The organism is Leifsonia sp. PS1209 (genome assembly GCF_012317045.1).
Lineage (GTDB): Bacteria > Actinomycetota > Actinomycetes > Actinomycetales > Microbacteriaceae > Leifsonia.
In genome coordinates this window covers 58817-78552 of sequence record NZ_CP051154.1, presented here as the reverse complement: position 1 = coordinate 78552, position 19736 = coordinate 58817, and the positions used below count along the sequence as shown (strand labels likewise).

The 19736-nt window shown below is 67.8% G+C and carries 18 protein-coding genes; 4 read left to right on the top strand and 14 right to left on the bottom strand.

Annotated elements, in window-relative coordinates; genetic code table 11:
* The first annotated feature begins 19 nt into the window (after positions 1-19).
* Positions 20-676, top strand: coding sequence for a GntR family transcriptional regulator (locus tag HF024_RS00420; RefSeq protein ID WP_168688281.1), 657 nt, complete (start codon positions 20-22; stop codon positions 674-676).
* 169 nt (positions 677-845) lie between these two features.
* Here the strand turns inward: HF024_RS00420 and HF024_RS00415 are convergent, their stop codons facing one another.
* From HF024_RS00415 to HF024_RS00390, 6 genes are all read right to left on the bottom strand, one after another.
* Positions 846-1481 (bottom strand): hypothetical protein, encoded by a 636-nt coding sequence (locus HF024_RS00415; RefSeq protein ID WP_168688280.1) that lies wholly within the window; start codon positions 1479-1481, stop codon positions 846-848.
* Positions 1482-1590: 109 nt separating this feature from the next.
* Positions 1591-2682, bottom strand: coding sequence for a sugar-binding protein (locus HF024_RS00410; RefSeq protein ID WP_085367515.1), 1092 nt, complete (start codon positions 2680-2682; stop codon positions 1591-1593).
* 72 nt (positions 2683-2754) lie between these two features.
* Positions 2755-4095: a multiple monosaccharide ABC transporter permease gene (gene mmsB / locus HF024_RS00405; protein ID WP_168688279.1), complete on the bottom strand. Its 1341-nt coding sequence runs from the start codon at positions 4093-4095 to the stop codon at positions 2755-2757.
* Positions 4095-5642 carry a multiple monosaccharide ABC transporter ATP-binding protein gene (mmsA, locus tag HF024_RS00400; RefSeq protein ID WP_085367513.1) on the bottom strand — a complete coding sequence of 516 codons (1548 nt, stop codon included), beginning with the start codon at positions 5640-5642 and terminating at the stop codon, positions 4095-4097. The genes mmsB and mmsA overlap by 1 nt, the downstream gene beginning before the upstream one ends.
* Before the next feature lie 140 nt (positions 5643-5782).
* On the bottom strand, positions 5783-6973 hold the full coding sequence (locus HF024_RS00395) for an ROK family transcriptional regulator (RefSeq protein ID WP_085367512.1): 1191 nt from the start codon (positions 6971-6973) through the stop codon (positions 5783-5785).
* Positions 6974-7056: 83 nt separating this feature from the next.
* Entirely contained in the window at positions 7057-7404 is a 348-nt protein-coding gene (locus HF024_RS00390) for an L-rhamnose mutarotase (RefSeq protein WP_168688278.1), read from the bottom strand.
* Between the two features lie 105 nt (positions 7405-7509).
* Here HF024_RS00390 and HF024_RS00385 point away from each other — a divergent pair, with 105 nt between their 5' ends.
* Both HF024_RS00385 and HF024_RS00380 read left to right on the top strand, forming a co-directional pair.
* Positions 7510-8361, top strand: coding sequence for a fumarylacetoacetate hydrolase family protein (locus HF024_RS00385; protein WP_168690700.1), 852 nt, complete (start codon positions 7510-7512; stop codon positions 8359-8361).
* 17 nt (positions 8362-8378) lie between these two features.
* The gene (locus HF024_RS00380) at positions 8379-9128 is read left to right on the top strand and encodes an SDR family oxidoreductase (protein ID WP_085367510.1); all 750 of its coding nucleotides are present in this window, start codon (positions 8379-8381) and stop codon (positions 9126-9128) included.
* Between the two features lie 28 nt (positions 9129-9156).
* Here HF024_RS00380 and HF024_RS00375 read toward each other — a convergent pair whose 3' ends face one another.
* The 8 genes from HF024_RS00375 to HF024_RS00340 all read right to left on the bottom strand — a co-directional run bounded on the left by HF024_RS00375 (position 9157) and on the right by HF024_RS00340 (position 18289).
* Positions 9157-10449, bottom strand: coding sequence for an enolase C-terminal domain-like protein (locus HF024_RS00375; RefSeq protein ID WP_168688277.1), 1293 nt, complete (start codon positions 10447-10449; stop codon positions 9157-9159).
* 226 nt (positions 10450-10675) lie between these two features.
* Positions 10676-11389, bottom strand: coding sequence for a GntR family transcriptional regulator (locus HF024_RS00370; protein ID WP_168688276.1), 714 nt, complete (start codon positions 11387-11389; stop codon positions 10676-10678).
* A 55-nt stretch (positions 11390-11444) separates the two neighbouring features.
* A complete protein-coding gene (locus HF024_RS00365; RefSeq protein WP_247597223.1) occupies positions 11445-12431 on the bottom strand; it encodes an aldo/keto reductase in 987 nt (328 codons plus the stop codon).
* 14 nt (positions 12432-12445) lie between these two features.
* Positions 12446-13645, bottom strand: coding sequence for a mandelate racemase/muconate lactonizing enzyme family protein (locus HF024_RS00360; RefSeq protein WP_247597222.1), 1200 nt, complete (start codon positions 13643-13645; stop codon positions 12446-12448).
* A complete protein-coding gene (locus tag HF024_RS00355; protein WP_085367507.1) occupies positions 13645-14517 on the bottom strand; it encodes a carbohydrate ABC transporter permease in 873 nt (290 codons plus the stop codon). Before HF024_RS00355 ends, HF024_RS00360 begins: the two co-directional genes overlap by 1 nt.
* On the bottom strand, positions 14507-15499 hold the full coding sequence (locus HF024_RS00350; protein ID WP_085367506.1) for a sugar ABC transporter permease: 993 nt from the start codon (positions 15497-15499) through the stop codon (positions 14507-14509). The genes HF024_RS00355 and HF024_RS00350 overlap by 11 nt, the downstream gene beginning before the upstream one ends.
* A 4-nt stretch (positions 15500-15503) precedes the next feature.
* The gene (locus HF024_RS00345; RefSeq protein WP_247597221.1) at positions 15504-16700 is read right to left on the bottom strand and encodes an extracellular solute-binding protein; all 1197 of its coding nucleotides are present in this window, start codon (positions 16698-16700) and stop codon (positions 15504-15506) included.
* A gap of 224 nt (positions 16701-16924) precedes the next feature.
* On the bottom strand, positions 16925-18289 hold the full coding sequence (locus tag HF024_RS00340) for an alpha-L-fucosidase (RefSeq protein ID WP_168688274.1): 1365 nt from the start codon (positions 18287-18289) through the stop codon (positions 16925-16927).
* Between the two features lie 103 nt (positions 18290-18392).
* Here HF024_RS00340 and HF024_RS00335 point away from each other — a divergent pair, with 103 nt between their 5' ends.
* The gene (locus tag HF024_RS00335) at positions 18393-19736 is read left to right on the top strand and encodes an alpha-L-fucosidase (RefSeq protein WP_247597467.1); all 1344 of its coding nucleotides are present in this window, start codon (positions 18393-18395) and stop codon (positions 19734-19736) included.

The window sequence follows — 19736 nt, the reverse complement described above, 5'->3', positions numbered from 1 at the left end:
TATTGAATAAGGAGCTCCCATGCCGATGCCGACAGATCACGTCGCCCGGGTTTCCCTCTCCGACGAGGCGTATACGCGCATCGAGGCGGCGATCATGGACGGCACGCTCGAGCCGGGCGAGCGCCTCCGCGATCCCGAGCTCGTGCAATGGCTGGGAATTTCGCGCACCCCCATCCGGCACGCGCTCGACCGCCTCCTGGAGCAGGGCCTCGTCGAGATGGAGCGCAACCGGTACACGAGGGTCGCCGCCTTCGACGTCGACGGCGTGCGCTCCGCCATCGAGGTGGCTGGCGACCTCTGGGCCGGCGCTGCTCTCCGCAGCCACGGGTTCTGGCCGGACGACGACCTCCACCTCCTCGACGACATCGCGGAGACCCTGGTCGAGGCGGCAGGAGACAACGACACCAGCCGCTACGTACGCGCCTTCGAGCACCTGGCCACCATGTACGTGCGGGTGGAGGGCAATCCGGTGCGGCTGCGCACCCTCTCCAACGTCATGCCGCAGGTGCGCCGCATCGCTCGCAAGCTCAACAACCAGGTGAACACCGAGGCCGTCCGCGAGTTCGTCGGCGGCCTGAGCACCGCGACCAGGGCAGGGGACGGCCCGGCGGCCGCCGCGCAGGTCAGTGCGTACATCGCCCGCATCGGCGGCGTGCTCGGCACCTTGAAAAGCTGACACGCGCATCCCGGGCTGGCACGGTCGGGAAGATCCGTGCCAGCCCCGATGCCTCGGCTGCACACCCCCGAATAGCCTGGCGTCAGACGTTCGACCGGGGGCGAACATCCGGGGGGAACCAGAGATCGAGGTCGGAGCGGGAAACCGCACCGGCCTCGATCTTCGTCTGCTAGCGCTCGACCACGAATGCGACGTGACGCCGGAGCACGGTCATCGCGTTCCGCAACGCCCTGTCCGTTCCACAACTCGCCTGCGCGACGAGCCCCACTCCCGCACCGGCGAAGACGCGCACCAGCGCTGCGTCGTGCCGGGTGACGCCGGAGTCGACGGGCGCGAAGACGATGCGCAGCACATCCATCGTCCTGCCAGCACCGGATGCTGCGGTGTCGTTGAGCGCGACGACGGAGCGGGCGCGCAGGGCCCGGTTCTCGTGCAGGTCGCTGGTCGCGTCCACGAGGGCGGCGGAGGAGCGGGCGTCGTCCCCGTCGATCACGTAGTCCTCATCGGCGACGTCGAAGCGGTCGAGGCTGACCAGGCAACCGGTGCCGCGCTGCCGGTATTCGATGTACTCGGCGTCCCCGCCGGGCTCGACCGCCCATCCGGAGACGCGGTCGAGGTCGGTGTAGAAGGAGATCGCGCCGGCGTCGGCCTCGCTGAGGGCCGAGCCGTCCGCGAAGGTGAGGGACGCGGGGCGCCCGGCCATTCCTGGCATGCAGCCTGCCAGCAGCACGGCGACGGCGACGGCCCCGGCGCACGCCGCCACGACCCGGGATGCAGCACGACGGGATGCGGTTCTCGCGAGCACGTCCAGCCCCCTTCCACTCGTCCCAATCCTCGCACGCACCGCCCACGGCGGACAGCACGAAGGCCGGACCCCGATCGGGGTCCGGCCTCGTGTGTTTCGCTGCTGGGGACTACTTGGTCAGCGGCTCGAGGGTCGGGTCGTTGGCGTACGCCTTCGCCGCGTTCTCCTTGGTGACGACGACCGGGGTGAGCAGGTAGGCCGGGACGACCTTCACGCCGTTGTCGTACGACTTGTCGTCGTTCGTCTCAGGCTTCTTGCCCTGCTGCAGGTCGGAGACCATCGCGATGGCCTGCTTGACCAGCGCGCGGGTGTCCTTGTTGATGGTCGAGTACTGCACGCCGGCCATGATCGACTTGACCGACTCGGCCTCGGAGTCCTGACCGGTGACGATCGGGACCGGCTTGCCTGCGCCCTGCACCGAGGTGATGATGGCGCGGGCCAGGGTGTCGTTCGGCGACAGGACGCCGTCGAGCTCGGTCGAACCGTAGTTCGCGGCGAGCAGGGTGTCCATGCGGGTCTGCGCGTTCGCCGGCAGCCAGCCCTGGGTCGAGGTCTGCTTGATGTCGGTCTGCTTGGAGACGACCGTCAGCGTCCCGTCGTCGATCTTCGGCTTGAGGATCTTCATGGCGCCGTCGAAGAACACCTTCGAGTTCGCGTCGTCCGGCGAACCGGAGAACAGCTCGATGTTGTACTTCGTCTTGTCCGGGTACTTGGCCTTCATGCCGTCGAGCAGGGCCTGGCCCTGGAGCTCGCCGACCTTCTCGTTGTCGTACGCGACGTAGTAGTCGACGTTCGGCGAGTTGAGGATGAGGCGGTCGTACGCGATGACGGTCGCGCCGGCGTCGTGCGCGGCCTTGGCCTGCGCGGCGAGCTGGCCACCGTCGACGGCGCCGATGATGACGACCTTGGCGCCGTTGGTGATCATCGACTGGATCTGCGACTGCTGGTCGGAGACGCCAGAGCCACCGGCGTACTGGACGTCGCCCTTGAAGCCGGCGTCCTTGAGCCCGTTGGTGAACAGGTCACCGGCGAGAACCCAGTTCTCCGACGTCTTAGTCGGGAGGGCGACGCCGATCGTGGCGCCCTTGTCGAAGCCGGCGGCTCCGGTGGAGTCGCCCGACGAGCCACGGCTCGAGCAGCCCGAGAGGGCCAGCGCGGCGGCAGCAGCGACAGCCACTGTCGCGAGTGCGATTTTGCGCATCTGTGTATTTCGCTTTCTCTTGTTGAGGTGGTGCAGGGATGGAACAGACGGGTAAGTCTTAGGGGGGATGGATCAGTTGGTCAGCGAGCGCGAGCTCGCTTCGGCGGAGTCGGCGTCCGGCACGACGGCCGGCTGGTCGGCTCCGGCGGCGTCCACGCTCTTCTCGCGGCGCTGCGTGAGTCTGCCGATCAACGACGGACCCCCTCGGCGCTTCGAGTAGACGTCGATGCCGACGGCGATGAGGAGCACGAGGCCCTTGATGATCTGCACCTTGTCGGAGGTGACGCCGAGCAGCTGCAGGCCGTTGTTGAGGACGGCGATGACGAGACCACCGACGATGGAGCCTGCGACGGTTCCGATACCACCGGAGACCGCTGCACCACCGATGAACACAGCGGCGATGGCGTCGAGCTCCCAGCCGAGGCCGTCCTGCGGTCCGGACGAGATCGAGCGGGCGACCGAGATCATGCCGGCCAGTGCTGCGAGCACCGACATGTTCATCATCACGAAGAAGTTGATCCGCTTGATCTTGACGCCGGACAGCTCGGCAGCGTGCCAGTTGCCGCCGACCGCGTAGATGTGACGGCCGAAGATCGTGCTGCGGGTCACGAACGAGTAGACGATCACCAGGATGCCCAGGATGATGCCGGAGACGGGGAAGCTGGTGCCGATGCGGCCGCCGGCGAAGAGGAACGCGGCGTAGATGACGACGGCGTCGAGCACGAGCACCTTGAAGACGCTGACCCAGAGCGGCGCCTTCTCGGAGCCCATCTTGGTCTGGTTGCGGCGGGTGCGCCACTCCATCACGGCGATCACGATCGCGATGATGAGGCCGAGCAGCAGCGTCGAGTTGTTGTAGCCGAAGTCGGGTCCCCAGTCGGGCAGGAAGCCGCCGCCGATGAAGGTGAAGCCGTCGGGGACCGGGATGGTGTTCGCGTTTCCGATCAGCTGGTTGAGGCCACGGAAGATGAGCATGCCGGCCAGGGTCACGATGAACGCGGGAACGCCGACGTATGCGACCCACCAGCCCTGCCATGCGCCGATCGCGACACCGATCAGGAGGCCCAGGATGATCGCGAGCGGCCACGGAACGTGCCAGTCGGTCATCGACTTGGCGACCACGATGCCCACCACGGCGGCCACGGAACCGACCGACAGGTCGATGTGGCCGGCGATGATCACCATGACCATGCCGATCGCCAGCACGAGCACGTATGCGTTCTGGTTGACCAGGTTGATCAGGTTCACCGGCTCGAGCGTCTTGCCGCCGGTCAGGATCTCGAACAGGATGATGATGACGACGAGGGCGCCGAGGATGCCGAACTGGCGTCCGGTCGACTGGCCGCTTCCGAACATCTTGCCGAGGTCGCGGATACCCCCGGACTTCTTCTTTTCGGGAATCTGTGTGGTCATTATCGGGCAACCCTCTTCTTGGCGGATGTCATGCTTTTCAGGAGCGTTTCTGGGGTGGCCTCCGCGATCGGAAGCTCATTGGTGATCTGGCCCTCGAAGATCGTGTAGATGCGGTCCGAGATGCCGAGCAGCTCCGGCAGTTCGGAGGAGATGACGATGACGCCCTTCCCCTGCGCTGCGAGCTGCTGGATGATGCCGTAGATCTCGAACTTGGCGCCGACGTCGATGCCGCGGGTGGGCTCGTCGAGGATGAGCAGGTCGGGGTCGGTGAACATCCACTTGGCCAGGACGACCTTCTGCTGGTTGCCGCCGGACAGCGTGCTCACGCCGCGTTCGACATCCGGGGTCTTGATGCGCAGGCTCTTGCGGTACTCCTCCGCGATCGCGAACTCCTGCTGGTCGTTGACCACGTTGAAGCGCGAGATCTTCTTGAGCTTGGCGGAGACGATCGACTCCTTGATGTCGTCGAGGAGGTTGAGGCCGAGCACCTTGCGGTCCTCGCTCACGTACGCCATCCCGTTGTCGATGGCGTCGCTGACGTTGCGGACCTGGATCTGCTGACCGTCCTTGTAGAGCTCACCGGAGATGAAGTTGCCGTACGAGCGGCCGAAGATGCTCATCGCGAGCTCGGTGCGTCCCGCACCCATCAGCCCGGCGAAGCCGACGATCTCGCCGCGGCGGACGAAGAACGACGAGTCCTTGACCACCAGGCGCTCCGCGACCTGCGGGTGCTGCACGACCCAGTTCTTCACCTCGAAGAACTTCTCGCCGATGTTGGGCGTGTGCTCGGGGAAGCGGCTCTCGAGCGTGCGGCCGACCATCCCGCGGATGATGCGGTCTTCGTCGACGCCGTCCGCCTTCACGCTGAGGGTCTCGATGGTGCGGCCGTCGCGGATGATCGTGATCTCGTCGGCGACGCGCTCGATCTCGTTGAGCTTGTGGCTGATCATGATCGAGCTGATGCCCTTGCTCTTCAGCCCCAGGATGAGGTCGAGCAGGTGGGCGGACTCCGCCTCGTTGAGCGCAGCGGTCGGCTCGTCGAGGATGAGGAGCTTGACCGACTTGTTCAGAGCCTTGGCGATTTCGACCAGCTGCTGCTTGCCGACGCCGATGTTCTTGATCGGGGTGTCAGGGTCGTCGCTGAGGCCGACGCGCGCGAGCAGCTCGGTGGCGCGGGTCTTGGCTTCCTGCCAGTTGATGACGCCGCCGCGACCGGGCTCGTTGCCGAGGAAGATGTTCTCGGTGATCGACAGCTCCGGGATGAGCGCCAGCTCCTGGTGGATGATGACGATGCCCTCGTGCTCGCTGGACCGGATGTCCTTGAAGCGCATCTCCTGGCCGTTGTAGACGATGTCCCCGGTGTACGTCCCATACGGGTACACGCCGGAGAGGACCTTCATCAGCGTGGACTTTCCTGCACCGTTCTCGCCGCAGATCGCGTGGATCTCATCGGCCTTGACGGTGAGGGAGACATCCTCGAGTGCCTTCACACCAGGGAACTCCTTGGTGATCGCGCGCATCTCCAGGATGACTGCGTTCGACGGCATCGTCGCTCCTTCGGGTTGTTGCTAACTGCGAACCATCTGCCTAAGTAGTAAACGCTAAGTTCGGGCTTGGCGTCAAACAGTGAACACAACAAGTAAATAACGGTCTGGATGTTTGCGGCGCGGTCTGCGTCGGTCGCGCGTCAGTCTCGCCCGGCGAGCGAGGCCTGGATCACCAGCGCGGCAGCCCCGAGCGACTCCGCCCTGTCGCCGAGGGACGACATCCGGACGGTGGTGGTCTCGCCGATCACAGGGATGGCGTTCTGCAGGATCCCGTGCCGGATGGGGTCGAGCAGCGCATCCCCGAGCCCGGCGAGCGGGCCGCCGATCAGCACCAGCTCCGGGTTGATGACGTTGGCGATGTTGGCGATGGCCTGGCCGATCGCCGAGCCGGCGTCGCCGACGACGCGCAGGGTGGCCGGATCGCGCTGGAGGCCCTTGCGGAGGATGTCCTCGGTGGTCACCGGCGTCTCGGACCCGCGGCCGAGGGATTCGAGCATCACCGTGGTGGACGCGACCGTTTCGAGGCAGCCGCGGTTGCCGCAGCGGCAGATCACGCCGTGCTCGGTGACCGGCGTGTGCCCGAGCTCGCCGGTGATCCCGAGGTAGCCGTAATACGGCTGGCCGTTGAGGATCAGCCCTGCGCCGATGCCGGAGCCGATCTTCACGAAGATGAGGTTCCGCACGCCGCGGTTGGCGCCCCAGGTCACCTCGGCGAGCGCTCCGAGATTGGCGTCGTTGTCCACGACGACGGGGAAGCGGAAGGCGTTCTCGAGGTCGCGCAGGTTGACGCCGACCCACTCCGGCAGGATCGCGCCCTGCAGCACGGTGCCCGTCCTGCGGTCGATCGGGCCGGGGATGCCGACCCCGACGGACAGGACCGACTCGCGCTCCCAGCCGTTGGCGGCGAGCATCCTGTCGATGAGGTCGGAGGCGGCCTGCAGGCTCTCGTCCACGTCGTAGCCGAGCGGGAGGGCGATGGCCTCCTCGGCCAGCACCTCGTAGCCGAGCGTCGTGAGCACGATCCTGACGTGCCTGCGACCGAAGTCGACGCCGACGGCGATGTCGCCGGTGTCGGTCAGCTGCACCAGCAGGGCTCGACGGCCGCCGCTGTTCACCGGGGAGGTGGCGACCACACCTTTGGCCGCCATGTCCCTGACGATGTTCGAGACGGTGGCGGTCGACAGTCCCGTTCCGCGCGCAAGCTCCGCCTGGGTCGAAGGGCCGTTGGCGAGGAGGAACTCGAAGAGTCGCTCCTGGTTCAAGTGCCTCAGTGCGCCTTGCGACCCGGGGTTGCGTGCGCCACGTACGAGAGAGCCCGAAGTGGCGGTCATGCGATAAGGGTGCAGGAGAGGAGTGTTGTAGTCAAGTTGTGAACGTAACCCCACGGTTGGGGCACAACGTGACTTCAGGTTTCTCAGGGGGTGGGCGCGCCGGACGCCTCCCGTTGCGCCGCCAGGCTCCAGACCTCGCCGACGATCATCCCGGCCGGGCCATCGCCGGTGCTCACGAAGTGGTCGACGTACGGGCCGATGAACGCCTGCCAGCGGGCGTTCGCCTCGTCGTTGTCGAGCGCATCCATCGCGGCGGCGAAGTCGTCGCAGTCGACCAGGTGGAAGAGGTCCCTGCCACTGCGCCAGATGGTCCAGTCGCGGATTCCGACCCGCGCGAACGACGCGACCAGGTCGTCCGGGATCGTGGCGTGCGCCTCCTCGTAGCCGGATTCGTGGCCGTCGCGGACGACGGAGTGGAGGGCGACGCGCATAGTGTTCTCCGTGTTCTCCTGCAGTGTTGGAATACTATAGGAAATAGTAATAGGGTTCATGGACGAGCGAAAGGACCCTCGATGCCCACTCTGCCGACCCCGACGATGCGATTCCAGAGACTCGGCCAGCCAGGAGCGGAGATCCCCGTCGTGAGCGACGGGACCACCACCTGGGATCTGCGCCGGCTCACGGCCGACATCGACGGCGCTTTCCTCGACGCAGACGGCCTCGCGCGTGCGGCGGAAGCGGCCGGCGCGGGCGAGCTGCCGACGGTCGACCCCGCCGGGATGCGCGTCGGCGCGCCGATCGCCCGGCCGACGGCCGTCATCTGCATCGGGATGAACTACGCGGCCCACGCGCGCGAATCCGGCTCCGAGCCGCCCAGCGACATCGTCGTGTTCTACAAGCACCCCAACACGGTCGTCGGGCCGGACGACGCCGTCATCATGCCACCGGGATCGACCACCACCGACTGGGAGGTGGAGCTCGCCGCGGTGATCGGGAAGCGCGCCAGCTACCTCTCGTCGCCGGCCGAGGCGCTCGACTACGTGGCGGGTTTCACTGTCGCCAACGACGTGTCCGAGCGCGAGTACCAGCTGCAGCGCTCGCTCGGGCAGTGGAGCAAGGGCAAGAGCTTCGCGACGTTCAACCCGCTCGGTCCGTGGCTGGTGCCGACCGCATCCATCGGCGACGGCTCGGGACTCGGCATCTGGTCGACGGTCAACGGCGAGCAGCGCCAGAAGTCGACCACGAGCGACCTGATCTTCAGCGTGGCCGAGATCGTCTACCGGCTCAGCCAGTTCACGGTGCTGGAACCGGGCGACCTGATCAACACGGGGACCCCGGAAGGCGTCGGACTGTCCGGCCGGTTCCCGTACCTCGCGCCCGGCGACGTGGTCGAGCTGGGCATCGACGGACTCGGACAGCAGCGCACGACCGTGCGCGCGGCCGACTGACGCAGGGAGAGACGACGATGTCGCAGAACTTCGCAGGACTCGTGGCCGCGGTCACGGGAGGCGCATCCGGGCTCGGCAGGGCGATCGCCGACGAGCTCGCATCCCGGGGGGCACGGGTGTTCTGCCTCGACCTCGACGCCGCGGCCGTCTCGGCGCCGCACACGGGCATCCGGTGCGACATCGGCGACGACGCCAGCGTGCGCGACGCGATAGCCGCCGTGGTGGCCGACGCAGGGCGATTGGACGTGGTGGTCGCCAACGCGGGCATCGGAGCGCAGGGCGACGTGCTCGCCAACGACGACGACGAGTGGATGCGCGTGCTCAACGTGAACGTGATCGGCTCGGCCCGCACGATCCGCCACGCGCTGCCGCACCTGCAGCAGTCACCGTCCGCCGCCGTGGTGCTGACCAGCTCGATCGCGGCGTGGGCCGGGCTCCCCCAGCGCGTGCTGTACTCGGCGTCGAAAGGCGCGGTCTCGGCGATGACGCTCGCCATCGCCGCCGACTGCCTGCCGCTCGGCATCCGCGTCAACGCGGTCGCCCCCGGCACGGCCGACACCCCATGGGTGGGCCGCCTGCTCGACGCAGCCACCGATCCGGATGCGGAGCGCGCAGCCCTCGCCGCCCGCCAGCCGAACGGCCGCCTCGTGCAGCCGCAGGAGGTCGCGGAGGCGGTCGCGTACCTCGCGTCGCCGACCTCGGCGTCGACGAACGGCGTCATCCTGGCGGTCGACGGCGGCATGTACTCCCTGCGCCCGCGGCGCTAGCGGCTGCGCCGGACCGGCTGCCCGAGGGCTAGACGGCGGCCGGGACGGCGAAGGTGTGGGCGGCGAGGGAGGCCTCGTGCATCTCCATGCCGATGCCGGGCGTGAGCGGGGCGCGGTAGCGGCCTCCCGTGACGTCGACCGGCGAGACGAAGTGCTCGTGCAGGTGCTTGGTGTACTCGATCATCCGGCCGTCCTGGCTGCCGGAGACCGCCACGAAGTCGAACATCGAGAAGTGCTGCACGGCCTCGCAGAGGCCGACACCGCCCGCGTGCGGGCAGACCGGCACGCCGAACTTGGCGGCGAGCAGCAGGATCGCGATGTTCTCGTTGACGCCGGCGACGCGGGTGGAGTCGATCTGCACGATGGAGGCTGCTCGCGCCTGGAGCAGCTGCTTGAACAGCACCCTGCTCATCCCGTGCTCCCCCGTCGCGACCGGCACCGGGGCGATGGCCGCGGCGATGGCGGCGTGGGCCAGGATGTCGTCGGGGCTGGTCGGCTCCTCCACCCAGGCGAGGCCGAACGGTTCGAGGGCGTGGATCCACTCGATGGCCTGGTCGCGGTCCCAGCGCTGGTTGGCGTCGATGGCGATCCGGATGTCCTGGCCGACGGTCTCGCGCGCGATGCCGAGGCGCCGGATGTCGTCGTCCAGGTTGTCGCCCACCTTGAGCTTGATCTGCTCGAAGCCCTCCTCGACGGCCTCGCGCGCCAGGCGGCGCAGCTTGTCGTCGGAGTAGCCGAGCCAGCCGGGCGTGGTCGTGTACGCGGGGTAGCCGACGGCGAGCAGGTCGGCCTCGCGCTCTGCGCGGCCGGGGAGCGCATCCCGGAGGATCGCGATGGCTTCGTCGCGGGTGAGCGCGTCGCTCAGGTAGCGGAAGTCGACCAGGTCGGCGATCTGCTCCGGCGTCATGCGGGAGAGGAGCTGCCAGAGCGGGAGGCCGGCACGCTTGGCCTTGATGTCCCAGAACGCGTTCACGACGGCGCCGATGGCCATGTGCATGACGCCCTTCTCCGGGCCGAGCCAGCGCAGCTGCGAGTCGTAGACGAACTCGCGCCAGAACCCGCCGAGGTCGTCGAGGATCGCCTCGACGTCCCGCCCGATCACCCGGTGGGCGACGGCGTCGATGGCCGCGACCTGCACGTCGTTTCCACGACCGATCGTGAACACGAACGCGTGGCCCTCGTGGCCGTCCGGGGCGTCGGTGGTGACCCGCAGGTAGGCGGCCGAGTAGTCCGGGTCCGGGTTCATCGCGTCGGAGCCGTCGAGCATGGCCGACGTCTCGAACCGGACGTCCAGTGTTTCGAATCCTGTGACGATGCTCACGCGCATCCCTTCCCATCCATCGCCGAGCACCCTCGCGTCGACTGATAGACAACATCCTATTGGATATAGGTGGATATGCGCGAATTTGCCATCGCTGGACGTGGTGGCTTCGTGCGGAGAACGCGCGCGAAGGCCCGGCGTGTCCTCCGTTCGAGCGGAGTTTTCGGGCGCGACCGGCAGGAACTCCGCTTGGACGGAGATACTGGATGGGGATGTGGGGCGCGGGTCAGCTGTGCTGGTCGGCGTCTGCCAGGCTGGCGGAGATGCGCGTGTACGACTTGGTGATGTGGTCGAGCATCGCCTTCTCTGCGGCTTCGGCGTCCCCCACGCGCAGTGCTTCGAGGACGGCCTCGTGCTCGCCGGAGGTCTCCTCGACCACGCCGTGCTTGAAGTAGACGCGGTACTGGTGCATGTGCGACCGCAGCCGCGCGATGGCGTCGGAGAGCAGCGCGTTGCCGGAGTGCTCGGCGATGATGCGGTGGAATGCCGCATCCTGGTCGGCGAAGTCGCGGTAGTCGCGGAACCGGTCGTCCCCGCTCTGCGCCGCCTCTCCGCTGGCGTGCATGGCGTCGCAGAGCTCTTCGAGCTCCGCGAGCGTCTCCGTGGTGAGCTCGCCCACCGCCTTGCGGGTGGCGTACGGCTCCATCAGACGCCGCATCTCGAAGAGCTGGCGCAGGCCCTCGCTGTCGAGCAGCGGCGCGGCGGTGTAGCCCTTGAGCGCCTGCTTGACCACCAGGCCCTCCGATTCCAGGCGTGCGAGGGCCTCGCGGACCGGGGTCGGGGAGACGTTGAGCTGGCGGGCGATGCCGTCGATGCTGGCCCGGCTGCCCGGCTCGATGATCTGGTCCATGAGCAGGCCGAGGACGGCGTCGTACACGTCGTCGGCGAGCGCCCTCCTCGCGGGGAGGAAGTGCGCGCCTGGTGCTGATTCGGTGCTCATGCAGACATCGTATGGCTTCGTCGGAGGGAAAGAGAGGATAGAGGATGCAGGATTCTCACGGCAGAAGTCCCGCCTCGGAAAGCTCCGCCCAGAGCGCGTCCGGCACGGGAACAGCGGCCAATCCGGCGTTCCGGGTGATCTGCGCTGCCGAGTCCGCGCCGAGCACGACCGTGGCGACGGCCGGGTGGCGCAGCGGGAACTGCACGGCCAGCTGCGGCACGGTCACGCCGTGCGGGGCGGCGATGTCGGCGATGCGGGAGACGTGCGCGAGCAGCGCATCCGGGGCGGCACCGTAGTCGTACGTCGCGCCCGCCACCGGGCGGTCGGTGGCCAGGATGCCCGAGTTGAACACCGCGGCGACGGCCACGGACACCCCGCGCTCCGCGGCGGCCGGCAGCAGGTCCTGCTCGGCCGACGGGTCGAGCAGCGTGTACCGGCCGGCGCACATCACGATGTCCAGGTCGGTCTCCCGCACGAACCTCGTCAGCATCGCCGACTGGTTCATGCCGGCGCCGTACGACCGGATGACGCCCTGGGCGCGCAGCTCGTCGAGTGCGGGGAACGCGCCGTCCAGCGCCTCCCGCTCGTGCTCATCCGAATCGTGCACCAACACCACGTCGATGCGGTCGAGGCCGAGCCTGGTCAGCGAGTCCTCGATGGACCGCAGCACGCCGTCACGCGAATAATCCAGCCGGCGGCGCAGGGTCGACGGCACCGCGAACAGGTTTCCGAGGTCGGTGTCCCCCTCGCGATAGTCCGGGTTGGGCTCCAGCACGCGACCGACCTTGGTCGACAGGACGAACGCATCCCTCGGGTACTCTTGCAGACCGGCGCCCAGCCGCTTCTCCGCGAGGCCGAGGCCGTAGTGCGGGGCCGTGTCGAAGTACCGGATGCCCGCCTCCCACGCCGCGGGCACGATGCCGGGCCACACGTCGTCGGCGAGCGGCCGGTAGAGGTTGCCGAGGGCTGCGACGCCGTAGCCGATCGGCCCGACCGTCAGGCCGCCCCGGCCGAATGTCCGGGATGCGGTGGCGATGTTCACAGTCTCCATTCTGATCAGCTCACCCTCAGATCGTCGATCGCGTCGAGGTCCCACTCGATGCCGAGGCCCGGCGTGGTCGGCGCGACGCCCGCGCCGTCGCTGACGGTCATCTCGCTGCGCGTCACGGCGCGCAGCTGCGGGATGTGCTCCAGGTAGAGGGCGTTCGGGATGGCGCAGCACAGTGAGACGTGCAGCTCCATCAGGAAGTGCGGGGCGACGGCGACGTTGAACGCCTCGGCGAGGTGCGCGACCTTCAGCCACGGCGTGACCCCGCCGACCCTGGCCACATCCACCTGCACGATCGACGCCGCACCGGACTGCAGATACTCGCGGAAGTGCCCGACCGAGTAGATCGACTCCCCCACCGCCACCGGCAGGCTGGTCGCCTCCGCGAGCCTGCGGTGCCCTGCGACGTCTTCGGCGGGCAGCGGCTCCTCGAACCAGAAGATGTCGAGCTTCTCGAACAGGGCCGCTCGCCGGATGGCCTCGGCGGCCGTCATCGACTGGTTGGCGTCGACCATGATGTCCATGCCGGGGCCGACGGCATCCCGCACGGCGGCGAGGCGTTCGAAGTCCTCGTGCCCGCGCGGCTTGCCGACCTTGATCTTCACCCCGTGCATCCCGCGCGCCTTCGACTCGACGGCCTGCGCCACCAGCTCCTCCGCGCTGAAGTGCAGCCAGCCGCCCTCGGTGTCGTACAACGGGATGCTCGGCCGCGCTCCACCCGCCGCCACCCACAGCGGCAGGCCGGCGGCGACGCAGCGCGCATCCCAGACGGCGGTGTCGACGGCGGCGAGCGCGAGCGACGTGATCGCACCGACCGTGGTGGCGCGGGTGGACGAGAAGAGCGCGTGCCACACCGCCTCCGGACGGTTGGCGTCCATCCCGAGCAGCACGTCGAGCAGGCCGGATCGCAGCAGGCTGAGCACGGCGCCGCCTCCGGTGCCGATCGTGTAGCTGTAGCCGATCCCCTCCACGCCGCCCGCTGTCCGGATGCGCACGAAGATCGTCTCCTGCTTCACGAACGACTGCACGGCGTCTGTGCGGACCGTCTCCACTTCGAGGTCGCTCAGCCAGGCCTCCGCGAAGACGATGGTGCCGTCCACGGCGATGCGGTCGATGGGCGGTGCGAAGGTCATCTGCTCTGCTTTCGGGGTGGGGTGGGTGCCGGAGGGGCCGGTGCCGGCGGTGCCGGTGCGTGCGACGACGGCCATCACCGGCCGCCGAAGCCGCCGAGCGCGACGCCCTTGATGAGCTGGCGCTGCAGCACGGCCACGATGATCAGCGACGGGATGATCGCCAGGGTGGATGCGGCCATCATCAGGCTCCACTGGGTGCCGTGCTCTCCGGTGAACATCGACAGGCCGAGGGGCACGGTCGCGAGCTCCTGGCTGTTGATGATGATCAGCGGCCACAGGTAGGAGTTGTAGTAGCCGACGAACGAGAACACGCCGAGCACGGACAGCGGTGCCGTGAGCTGCGGCAGCAGCACCGACCAGAGCGTGCGGAACCGGGAGGCGCCGTCGATCAGCGCGGCCTCCTCGAACTCGATCGGGATGGTCAGGAAGAACTGCCGGAGCAGGAACGTGCCGAACGCGGTGAACGCGAACGGGATGATCAGGGCCGCGTACGTGTCGACCAGGCCCAGCTGGTTCATCATGATGAACAGCGGGACGACCAGCACCTCCTGCGGCAGCACGAGCGTGAGCACGTAGAGCAGGAACAGACGGTCGCGGTACTTGAAGCGCAGCCGCGAGAACGCGTAGGCGGACAGCACGGCGACGATCACCGACAGCAGTGCGCCCATGATCGCCACGAAGAAGCCGTTGAAGATGAAGCGCCCGAACGGCACCAGGGTCCACGCATCCACAAAATTGGACCACTTCACCTCGGAGCCGATGAACGACGGCTTCGCCGAGAACACCTCGGACTCCGGCTTGAGGGCCGAGAAGAACATCCAGATGAACGGGAAGGTGAACACCAGCGCCACGACGGCCATCACCAGGGTGTTCAGCCAGGTCTTGGCGGCCGTGACCTTCTGGGCGCGGCGCAGGCGGGGCTTGCGGGTCAGCGTCTCACTTGTCATAGTTCACCCACTTCTTCTGCCCGGCGAACTGCAGGGCGGTGATCAGCATCACGACGATGAACAGGATCCACGCCAGCGCCGACGCGTAGCCGAGCCTGTCGAAGACGAAACCGTTGCGGTACAGGTAGAGCACGAACGTGTTGGTCGACTCCCCCGGACCGCCCTGGGTCAGGATCTGCGGCTGCACGAACACCTGGAACGCACCGATCATGGTCATCGTCATGGTGAAGAACAGCGACGGGGAGATCATCGGCAGGATGATCGACCGCAGCCGCTGCCAGGCGCTCGTGCCGTCCATCCTGGACGCCTCGAGGATTTCCTTCGGGATGCTTCCGAGACCGGCGGAGAGCACGATCACGTTGTAGCCGAACGACTGCCACACCGACATCGCGATCACCGAGAACAGGGCGAACGACGCGTCCGACAGCCAGCTGGGACCCTGGATGCCGACGGATGCGAGCGCCGAGTTCACGAGGCCGTTGTCGCTCAGCAGCAACCGCCAGACCAGGGCGTTCGCCACCATCGGCGTGATGGCGGGGAGGAAGAAGATCACGCGCCAGAAGCCGGAGAACTTGATCCTCGTGTTCAGCCACAGCGAGACGGCCAGTGCGAGCACCAGGTTGAGCGCTGTGTAGACGAACGCGAAGATCACCGTGTTGATCAGGACCGTGTAGAACGTGGGGTCGGAGAACAGCTTCTGGTAGTTGGCGAACCCGACGAACGTCGGCGAGCCGAACAGCGGCCACTCGAACAGGCTGATCACCAGCGAGCCGAGCAGCGGCACCAGGATGAAGAACGTGAACCCCGCGAGGCCGGGCCACAGATATGCGAGGGCGACGAGGCCGTCGCCCTTCCGCTTCCTGGTGCCCCGCGGCGGGGTGGGGTGGGGCACGCCGAACGGGCGCGTCTCCGTCGATTCGGGCGCGGCGGACGCCGCCGTCTCCTTCGAGACGACGGCGCCCGAGATCAGCGGGGAAGCCATGCGGCTACTGCCCCACCGAGTTCTGGATCGTGTTCATCACGTCCTTGGCCGTCTTGTCACCGCGGTACCCTTCGACGCCGTACTGGGTGAACAGGGTCTCCACCTGGTTCCAGGTGGGCGTGGTGAGCTGCGCGGTGGCGTTGCCGAGCAGCGCCTGCACGGCGGCAGCGGCCTCGGGCGTCTTGCCCTCCGCCCAGGCGGACTGTGCGTCAGCCCTGGACGGGACGATGCCGCGCTTCTCCGCCTGGCCCTTGAGCACGCTCGTGTCCGTCATCGCCTGGATGGCCTTGAACGCGCCGTCCGGGTCCTTGCAGTTCTTCGCGATGCCGAAGCCGGAGCCGGCCGTCATGCCGTGCGCCTCGCCCGACGTGCTCGGGACGATGGTCACGCCCATCTGGAACTTGGCCGCCGAGGCGAAGGTGCCGTACATCCACGGTCCCTCGATCAGCATGTCGGTCGAGCCGCCGGTGAACGCGGCCTGCGCCACATCGGAGCCGTCCGCCGCGTTCGGCGCCGCCGCGATGCCCTCCTTGCTGACCAGGTCGAAGTACGACTGCACCTGGTCGACCAGCTTGGAGTTGGTCAGGTCGAGCTTCCCGCCCTTCACGGCCTCTGCGCCGTCGGCGATGGCCCAGGCGTTCGGGATGAAGAAGCCCGGCTCGATCGCGAGCGCCTTGTGGTCGCCCGTGGTGAGCTTCTTCGCGTCGGAGAGGAACTGCTCGCGCGAGTACGTCGTGCTCGGCAGCTCCAGACCGGCCTTCTTGAACGCATCCACGTTGTAGTAGAGGACGATCGGCTCGGCGTCGTACGGGATGGCGCGGATCGTGCCGTCGACCGTCATGCCCTTGAGCATGGACGCGTCGAACGCCGAGGTGTCGAGCTTGTACTTCTTGATCAGGTCGTCGAGCGGCATGAGCAGCCCGCCGAGTTCCTGGGCCCGCGCGGCCTGCGTGGTGAGCAGGCAGGGCGGGTTGGAGCCGCTGAGGCGGGTCTTGACCTTCGTCCAGTAGTCGTTGAAACTCGGGCCGTCGATGGTCACGTCGAGCTTCGGGTCGACCTTCTTGCCGAGGTCGATGAAGCCTTCCCACTGGTCGCGGTCGCTCTGACTGCTGACCCAGGTGTACATCGAGATGGGGCCGCCGGACGCGTTGCCCCCGCCTCCGCCCGCACATCCTGCGAGCGCCGTGAGGGCTCCTGCCAATACGATTGCGGTTCCGATACGTCCCGCCGCGCGCGTGGTTCGTGGTGTCACTTGCTGTGCCTCCTCCATTGGATTCATCAAATGTGATCGCCTACTGAGCCTGCTGTTCCGCGGTCTCGCTCCGAGGGGCGGATCCGCGATCCTATAGGGTCTTTGATATAGGTTATGGGGAGCATAAGCTGCTGCGCCCCGGCCGGTCAAGTAGTCGACCCGGTCTGTGCCGGTCAGGCGAAGTCGATCGCGATCACGTCGACGACGGCCCCGGATGCGGCGGGCGCGGGGATCAGCAGCTCGCCCAGCGGCTCGGCATCCCGCGACGCCTGCTCGTGCACCTCGTAGTTGACCTCGTACGGCAGCTGCTCGCCCGTCGCCAGCAACCGGATGCCCGTGACCCGGCCCACCGGGATGCCCCGCACGATCACCTGCTCGATCGGCCGCATCACCAGGTGCAGGTAGATCGTCCCCGGCCGGGCGGTGGACGGCCCGTAGTAGTCGACGCCGACGGTCGGCGAGACGCCGACGACGCTCTCGGCATGCGCATCCATCCACTGGCCGATCTCGTCCAGCGTCTGCACCTGCGACTCGTTGAGGCTGCCGTCGCCCTTGGGGCCGATGTTGAGCAGCAGGTTGCCTCCGCGGCTCGCCACCTCGATCAGTGTGGTCACGAGCGAGGTGGTGGACTTGCTCTTGGTGTCTCCCGGCCGCCACGCCCACATCTGGCCGATGGTCAGGCACAGCTCCCACGGACCCGTCGGCGCCGTCACGGGGAAGCCCTGCTCCGGCGTCTTGTAGTCGCCCTGGCCGAGCAGGCGGTCGTTGATGACCACATCCGGTTGCAGCGACTTGATGAGGGCGCGCAGCCCCGCGCTGTCCCATTCCTGCTCCGAGCGCTCCCACTCACCGTCGAACCAGAGCAGGTCGATGGTGCCGTAGCCGGTGAGCAGTTCGGTGAGCTGCCCGCGCAGGTAGTCCTGGTAGCGCGCCCAGGCCTCCGGCGTCGGCCGGCGGTGCTTGTCCTCCGCGACAGGAGTGCCGGCGTTGGCCGGGTCTGCCGCGGCGGGCCAGTGCTCCAGCGGGTACGGGCGGTCGCTGTCCTGGAAGGCCGGGTAGTCTGCGTGGTTCCAGTCGGGGAGGCTGTAGTAGATGCCCACCCGGATGCCCTCTGCGCGGATCGCCTCGACGAACTCGCGGGTGATGTCGCGACCGAACGGCGAGTGCTCGATGCCGAAGTCGGAGTGCGCGGTGTGGAACATCGAGTATCCGGCGTGGTGGCGGGCGGTGAACACGACGTAGCGGGCACCGGCGCGCTTGGCCAGGCGGGCGAGGGCGACCGCATCCCAGTCGACCGGGTTGAAGGTGGGCGCCGTCGACTGGTATTGCTCGACGCTGACGGTGTCCTCGACCGCGTCGGAGCCGGGGATGATGGACCGGCCGACCAGTGGCCAGGAGATCTCGATGCCCTGCTGGCTGGCGTGGTCCCAGTGCACGAACAGGCCGAATCCTGCGCCGATGAACCACTCCCCGCCTGGCAGCTGGAAGTCGGCGGGACGCACGAACGAGTCGGGTAGAGCGGTGAGGGTCGAATCCACGGGGAGAACTCTCCTTTGAGTAGGGATGCTATTGCCTATAGGATATGGACTTGGGATGCGTCCCACAATCCATTCAACGAAGAAGGAGAATCTCAGCGTGGCCATGTTCACTGACGACCCCGTCCGCCCCGAGAACTACCAGCGGTTCCAGCACGAGCTCCCGTCCTGGTTCAGCGACGCCAAGCTCGGCATCTTCGTTCACTGGGGCCCGTACTCCGTTCCGGCCTGGGCTGAGCCGATCGGCGAACTCGGCACCATCGAGAAGCAGTACTGGTTCGCGCACAATCCTTACGCAGAGTGGTACTTCAACACGATCCGCATCGAGGGCAGCCCGGCTGCCCAGCACCAGAAGGACGCGTTCGGCGGCGCTCCGTACGACGACTTCCTCGACGCCTGGAACCCCGACGAGTTCGATCCGGAGGCGTTCATCGCCCTCGTGAAGAGCACGGGAGCAGGCTACTTCGTCCCCACCACCAAGCACCACGACGGCGTCACCCTGTGGGATGCTCCCGGCACCGACGGCCGCAACACGGTCGCCCGCGGCCCGAAGCGCGACCTGATCGGCGCGTTCGAGAAGGCCACCAGGGATGCCGGCCTCCGCTTCGGCGTCTACTACTCCGGCGGGCTCGACTGGCACTTCTCGCAGCTGCCGCCGATCACCGACGAGGGCCAGGAGTTCGGCCGCCCCGTCGACGCCGCATACGCCGAGTACGCGTACAAGCACGTCGAAGACCTGATCGAGCGGTACTCCCCCGACGTGCTCTGGGGCGACATCGAGTGGCCGGACGCCGGCAAGCCCTCCGGGCCGTTCTCGATGGAGAACCTGTTCGAGAAGTTCTACGCCACCACCCCGGACGGCGTCGCGAACGACCGCTGGGGCACCACCCACTGGGACTTCCGCACCAGCGAATACCAGCAGGGACTCAGCGTGGAGGGCGACGGCGGCTGGGAGAACTGCCGCGGCATCGGATACTCGTTCGGCCACAACACGCTCGAAGACGAAACCCACCTGCTGAGCGGCCCGGATGCGGTGAAGACGTTCGTCGACATCGTCTCGCGCGGCGGCAACCTGCTCCTCAACGTCGGTCTCACCGCCCGAGGGACGGTCCCGGACCTGCAGCGACGCACCCTGGAGCACCTGGCAGCGTGGAACGCCGTGAACGGGGACGCGGTGTTCGGCTCGACCACCCTGGACACGTCGATCGCGGCGGCGGGCTCCGACCCGTGGGTGCGCTGGACGCGCAGCGGCGACGTCGCGAACGCGTTCGTCGACGCATCCGGCGCTGTCACCATCGGCGGGGTCTCGCCCGCGGTCGACGCGGCCTCCGCCCGCCTCGCCGACGGAACCCCCGTCGCCGTGACGCGCGACGGCGACACGCTCGCGGTGACCCTGCCGGACGCATCCATCGCCGGTCCGGCGCTCATCCGCTTCGAACTGGACGCCTGA

Bases quoted from the DNA above. Each gene is read 5' to 3' on its own strand.
- HF024_RS00370 (WP_168688276.1), bottom strand. From the start codon at position 11,389: ATGAGCACCGAATCAGCACCAGGCGCGCACTTCCTCCCCGCGAGGAGG.
- HF024_RS00410 (WP_085367515.1), bottom strand. From the start codon at position 2,682: ATGCGCAAAATCGCACTCGCGACAGTGGCTGTCGCTGCTGCCGCCGCG.
- mmsB (WP_168688279.1), bottom strand. From the start codon at position 4,095: ATGACCACACAGATTCCCGAAAAGAAGAAGTCCGGGGGTATCCGCGAC.
- HF024_RS00360 (WP_247597222.1), bottom strand. From the start codon at position 13,645: ATGGCCGTCGTCGCACGCACCGGCACCGCCGGCACCGGCCCCTCCGGC.
- HF024_RS00390 (WP_168688278.1), bottom strand. From the start codon at position 7,404: ATGCGCGTCGCCCTCCACTCCGTCGTCCGCGACGGCCACGAATCCGGC.
- HF024_RS00420 (WP_168688281.1), top strand. From the start codon at position 20: ATGCCGATGCCGACAGATCACGTCGCCCGGGTTTCCCTCTCCGACGAG.
- HF024_RS00385 (WP_168690700.1), top strand. From the start codon at position 7,510: ATGCGATTCCAGAGACTCGGCCAGCCAGGAGCGGAGATCCCCGTCGTG.
- HF024_RS00380 (WP_085367510.1), top strand. From the start codon at position 8,379: ATGTCGCAGAACTTCGCAGGACTCGTGGCCGCGGTCACGGGAGGCGCA.
- HF024_RS00335 (WP_247597467.1), top strand. From the start codon at position 18,393: ATGTTCACTGACGACCCCGTCCGCCCCGAGAACTACCAGCGGTTCCAG.
- HF024_RS00355 (WP_085367507.1), bottom strand. From the start codon at position 14,517: ATGACAAGTGAGACGCTGACCCGCAAGCCCCGCCTGCGCCGCGCCCAG.
- HF024_RS00395 (WP_085367512.1), bottom strand. From the start codon at position 6,973: ATGACCGCCACTTCGGGCTCTCTCGTACGTGGCGCACGCAACCCCGGG.
- mmsA (WP_085367513.1), bottom strand. From the start codon at position 5,642: ATGCCGTCGAACGCAGTCATCCTGGAGATGCGCGCGATCACCAAGGAG.
- HF024_RS00350 (WP_085367506.1), bottom strand. From the start codon at position 15,499: ATGGCTTCCCCGCTGATCTCGGGCGCCGTCGTCTCGAAGGAGACGGCG.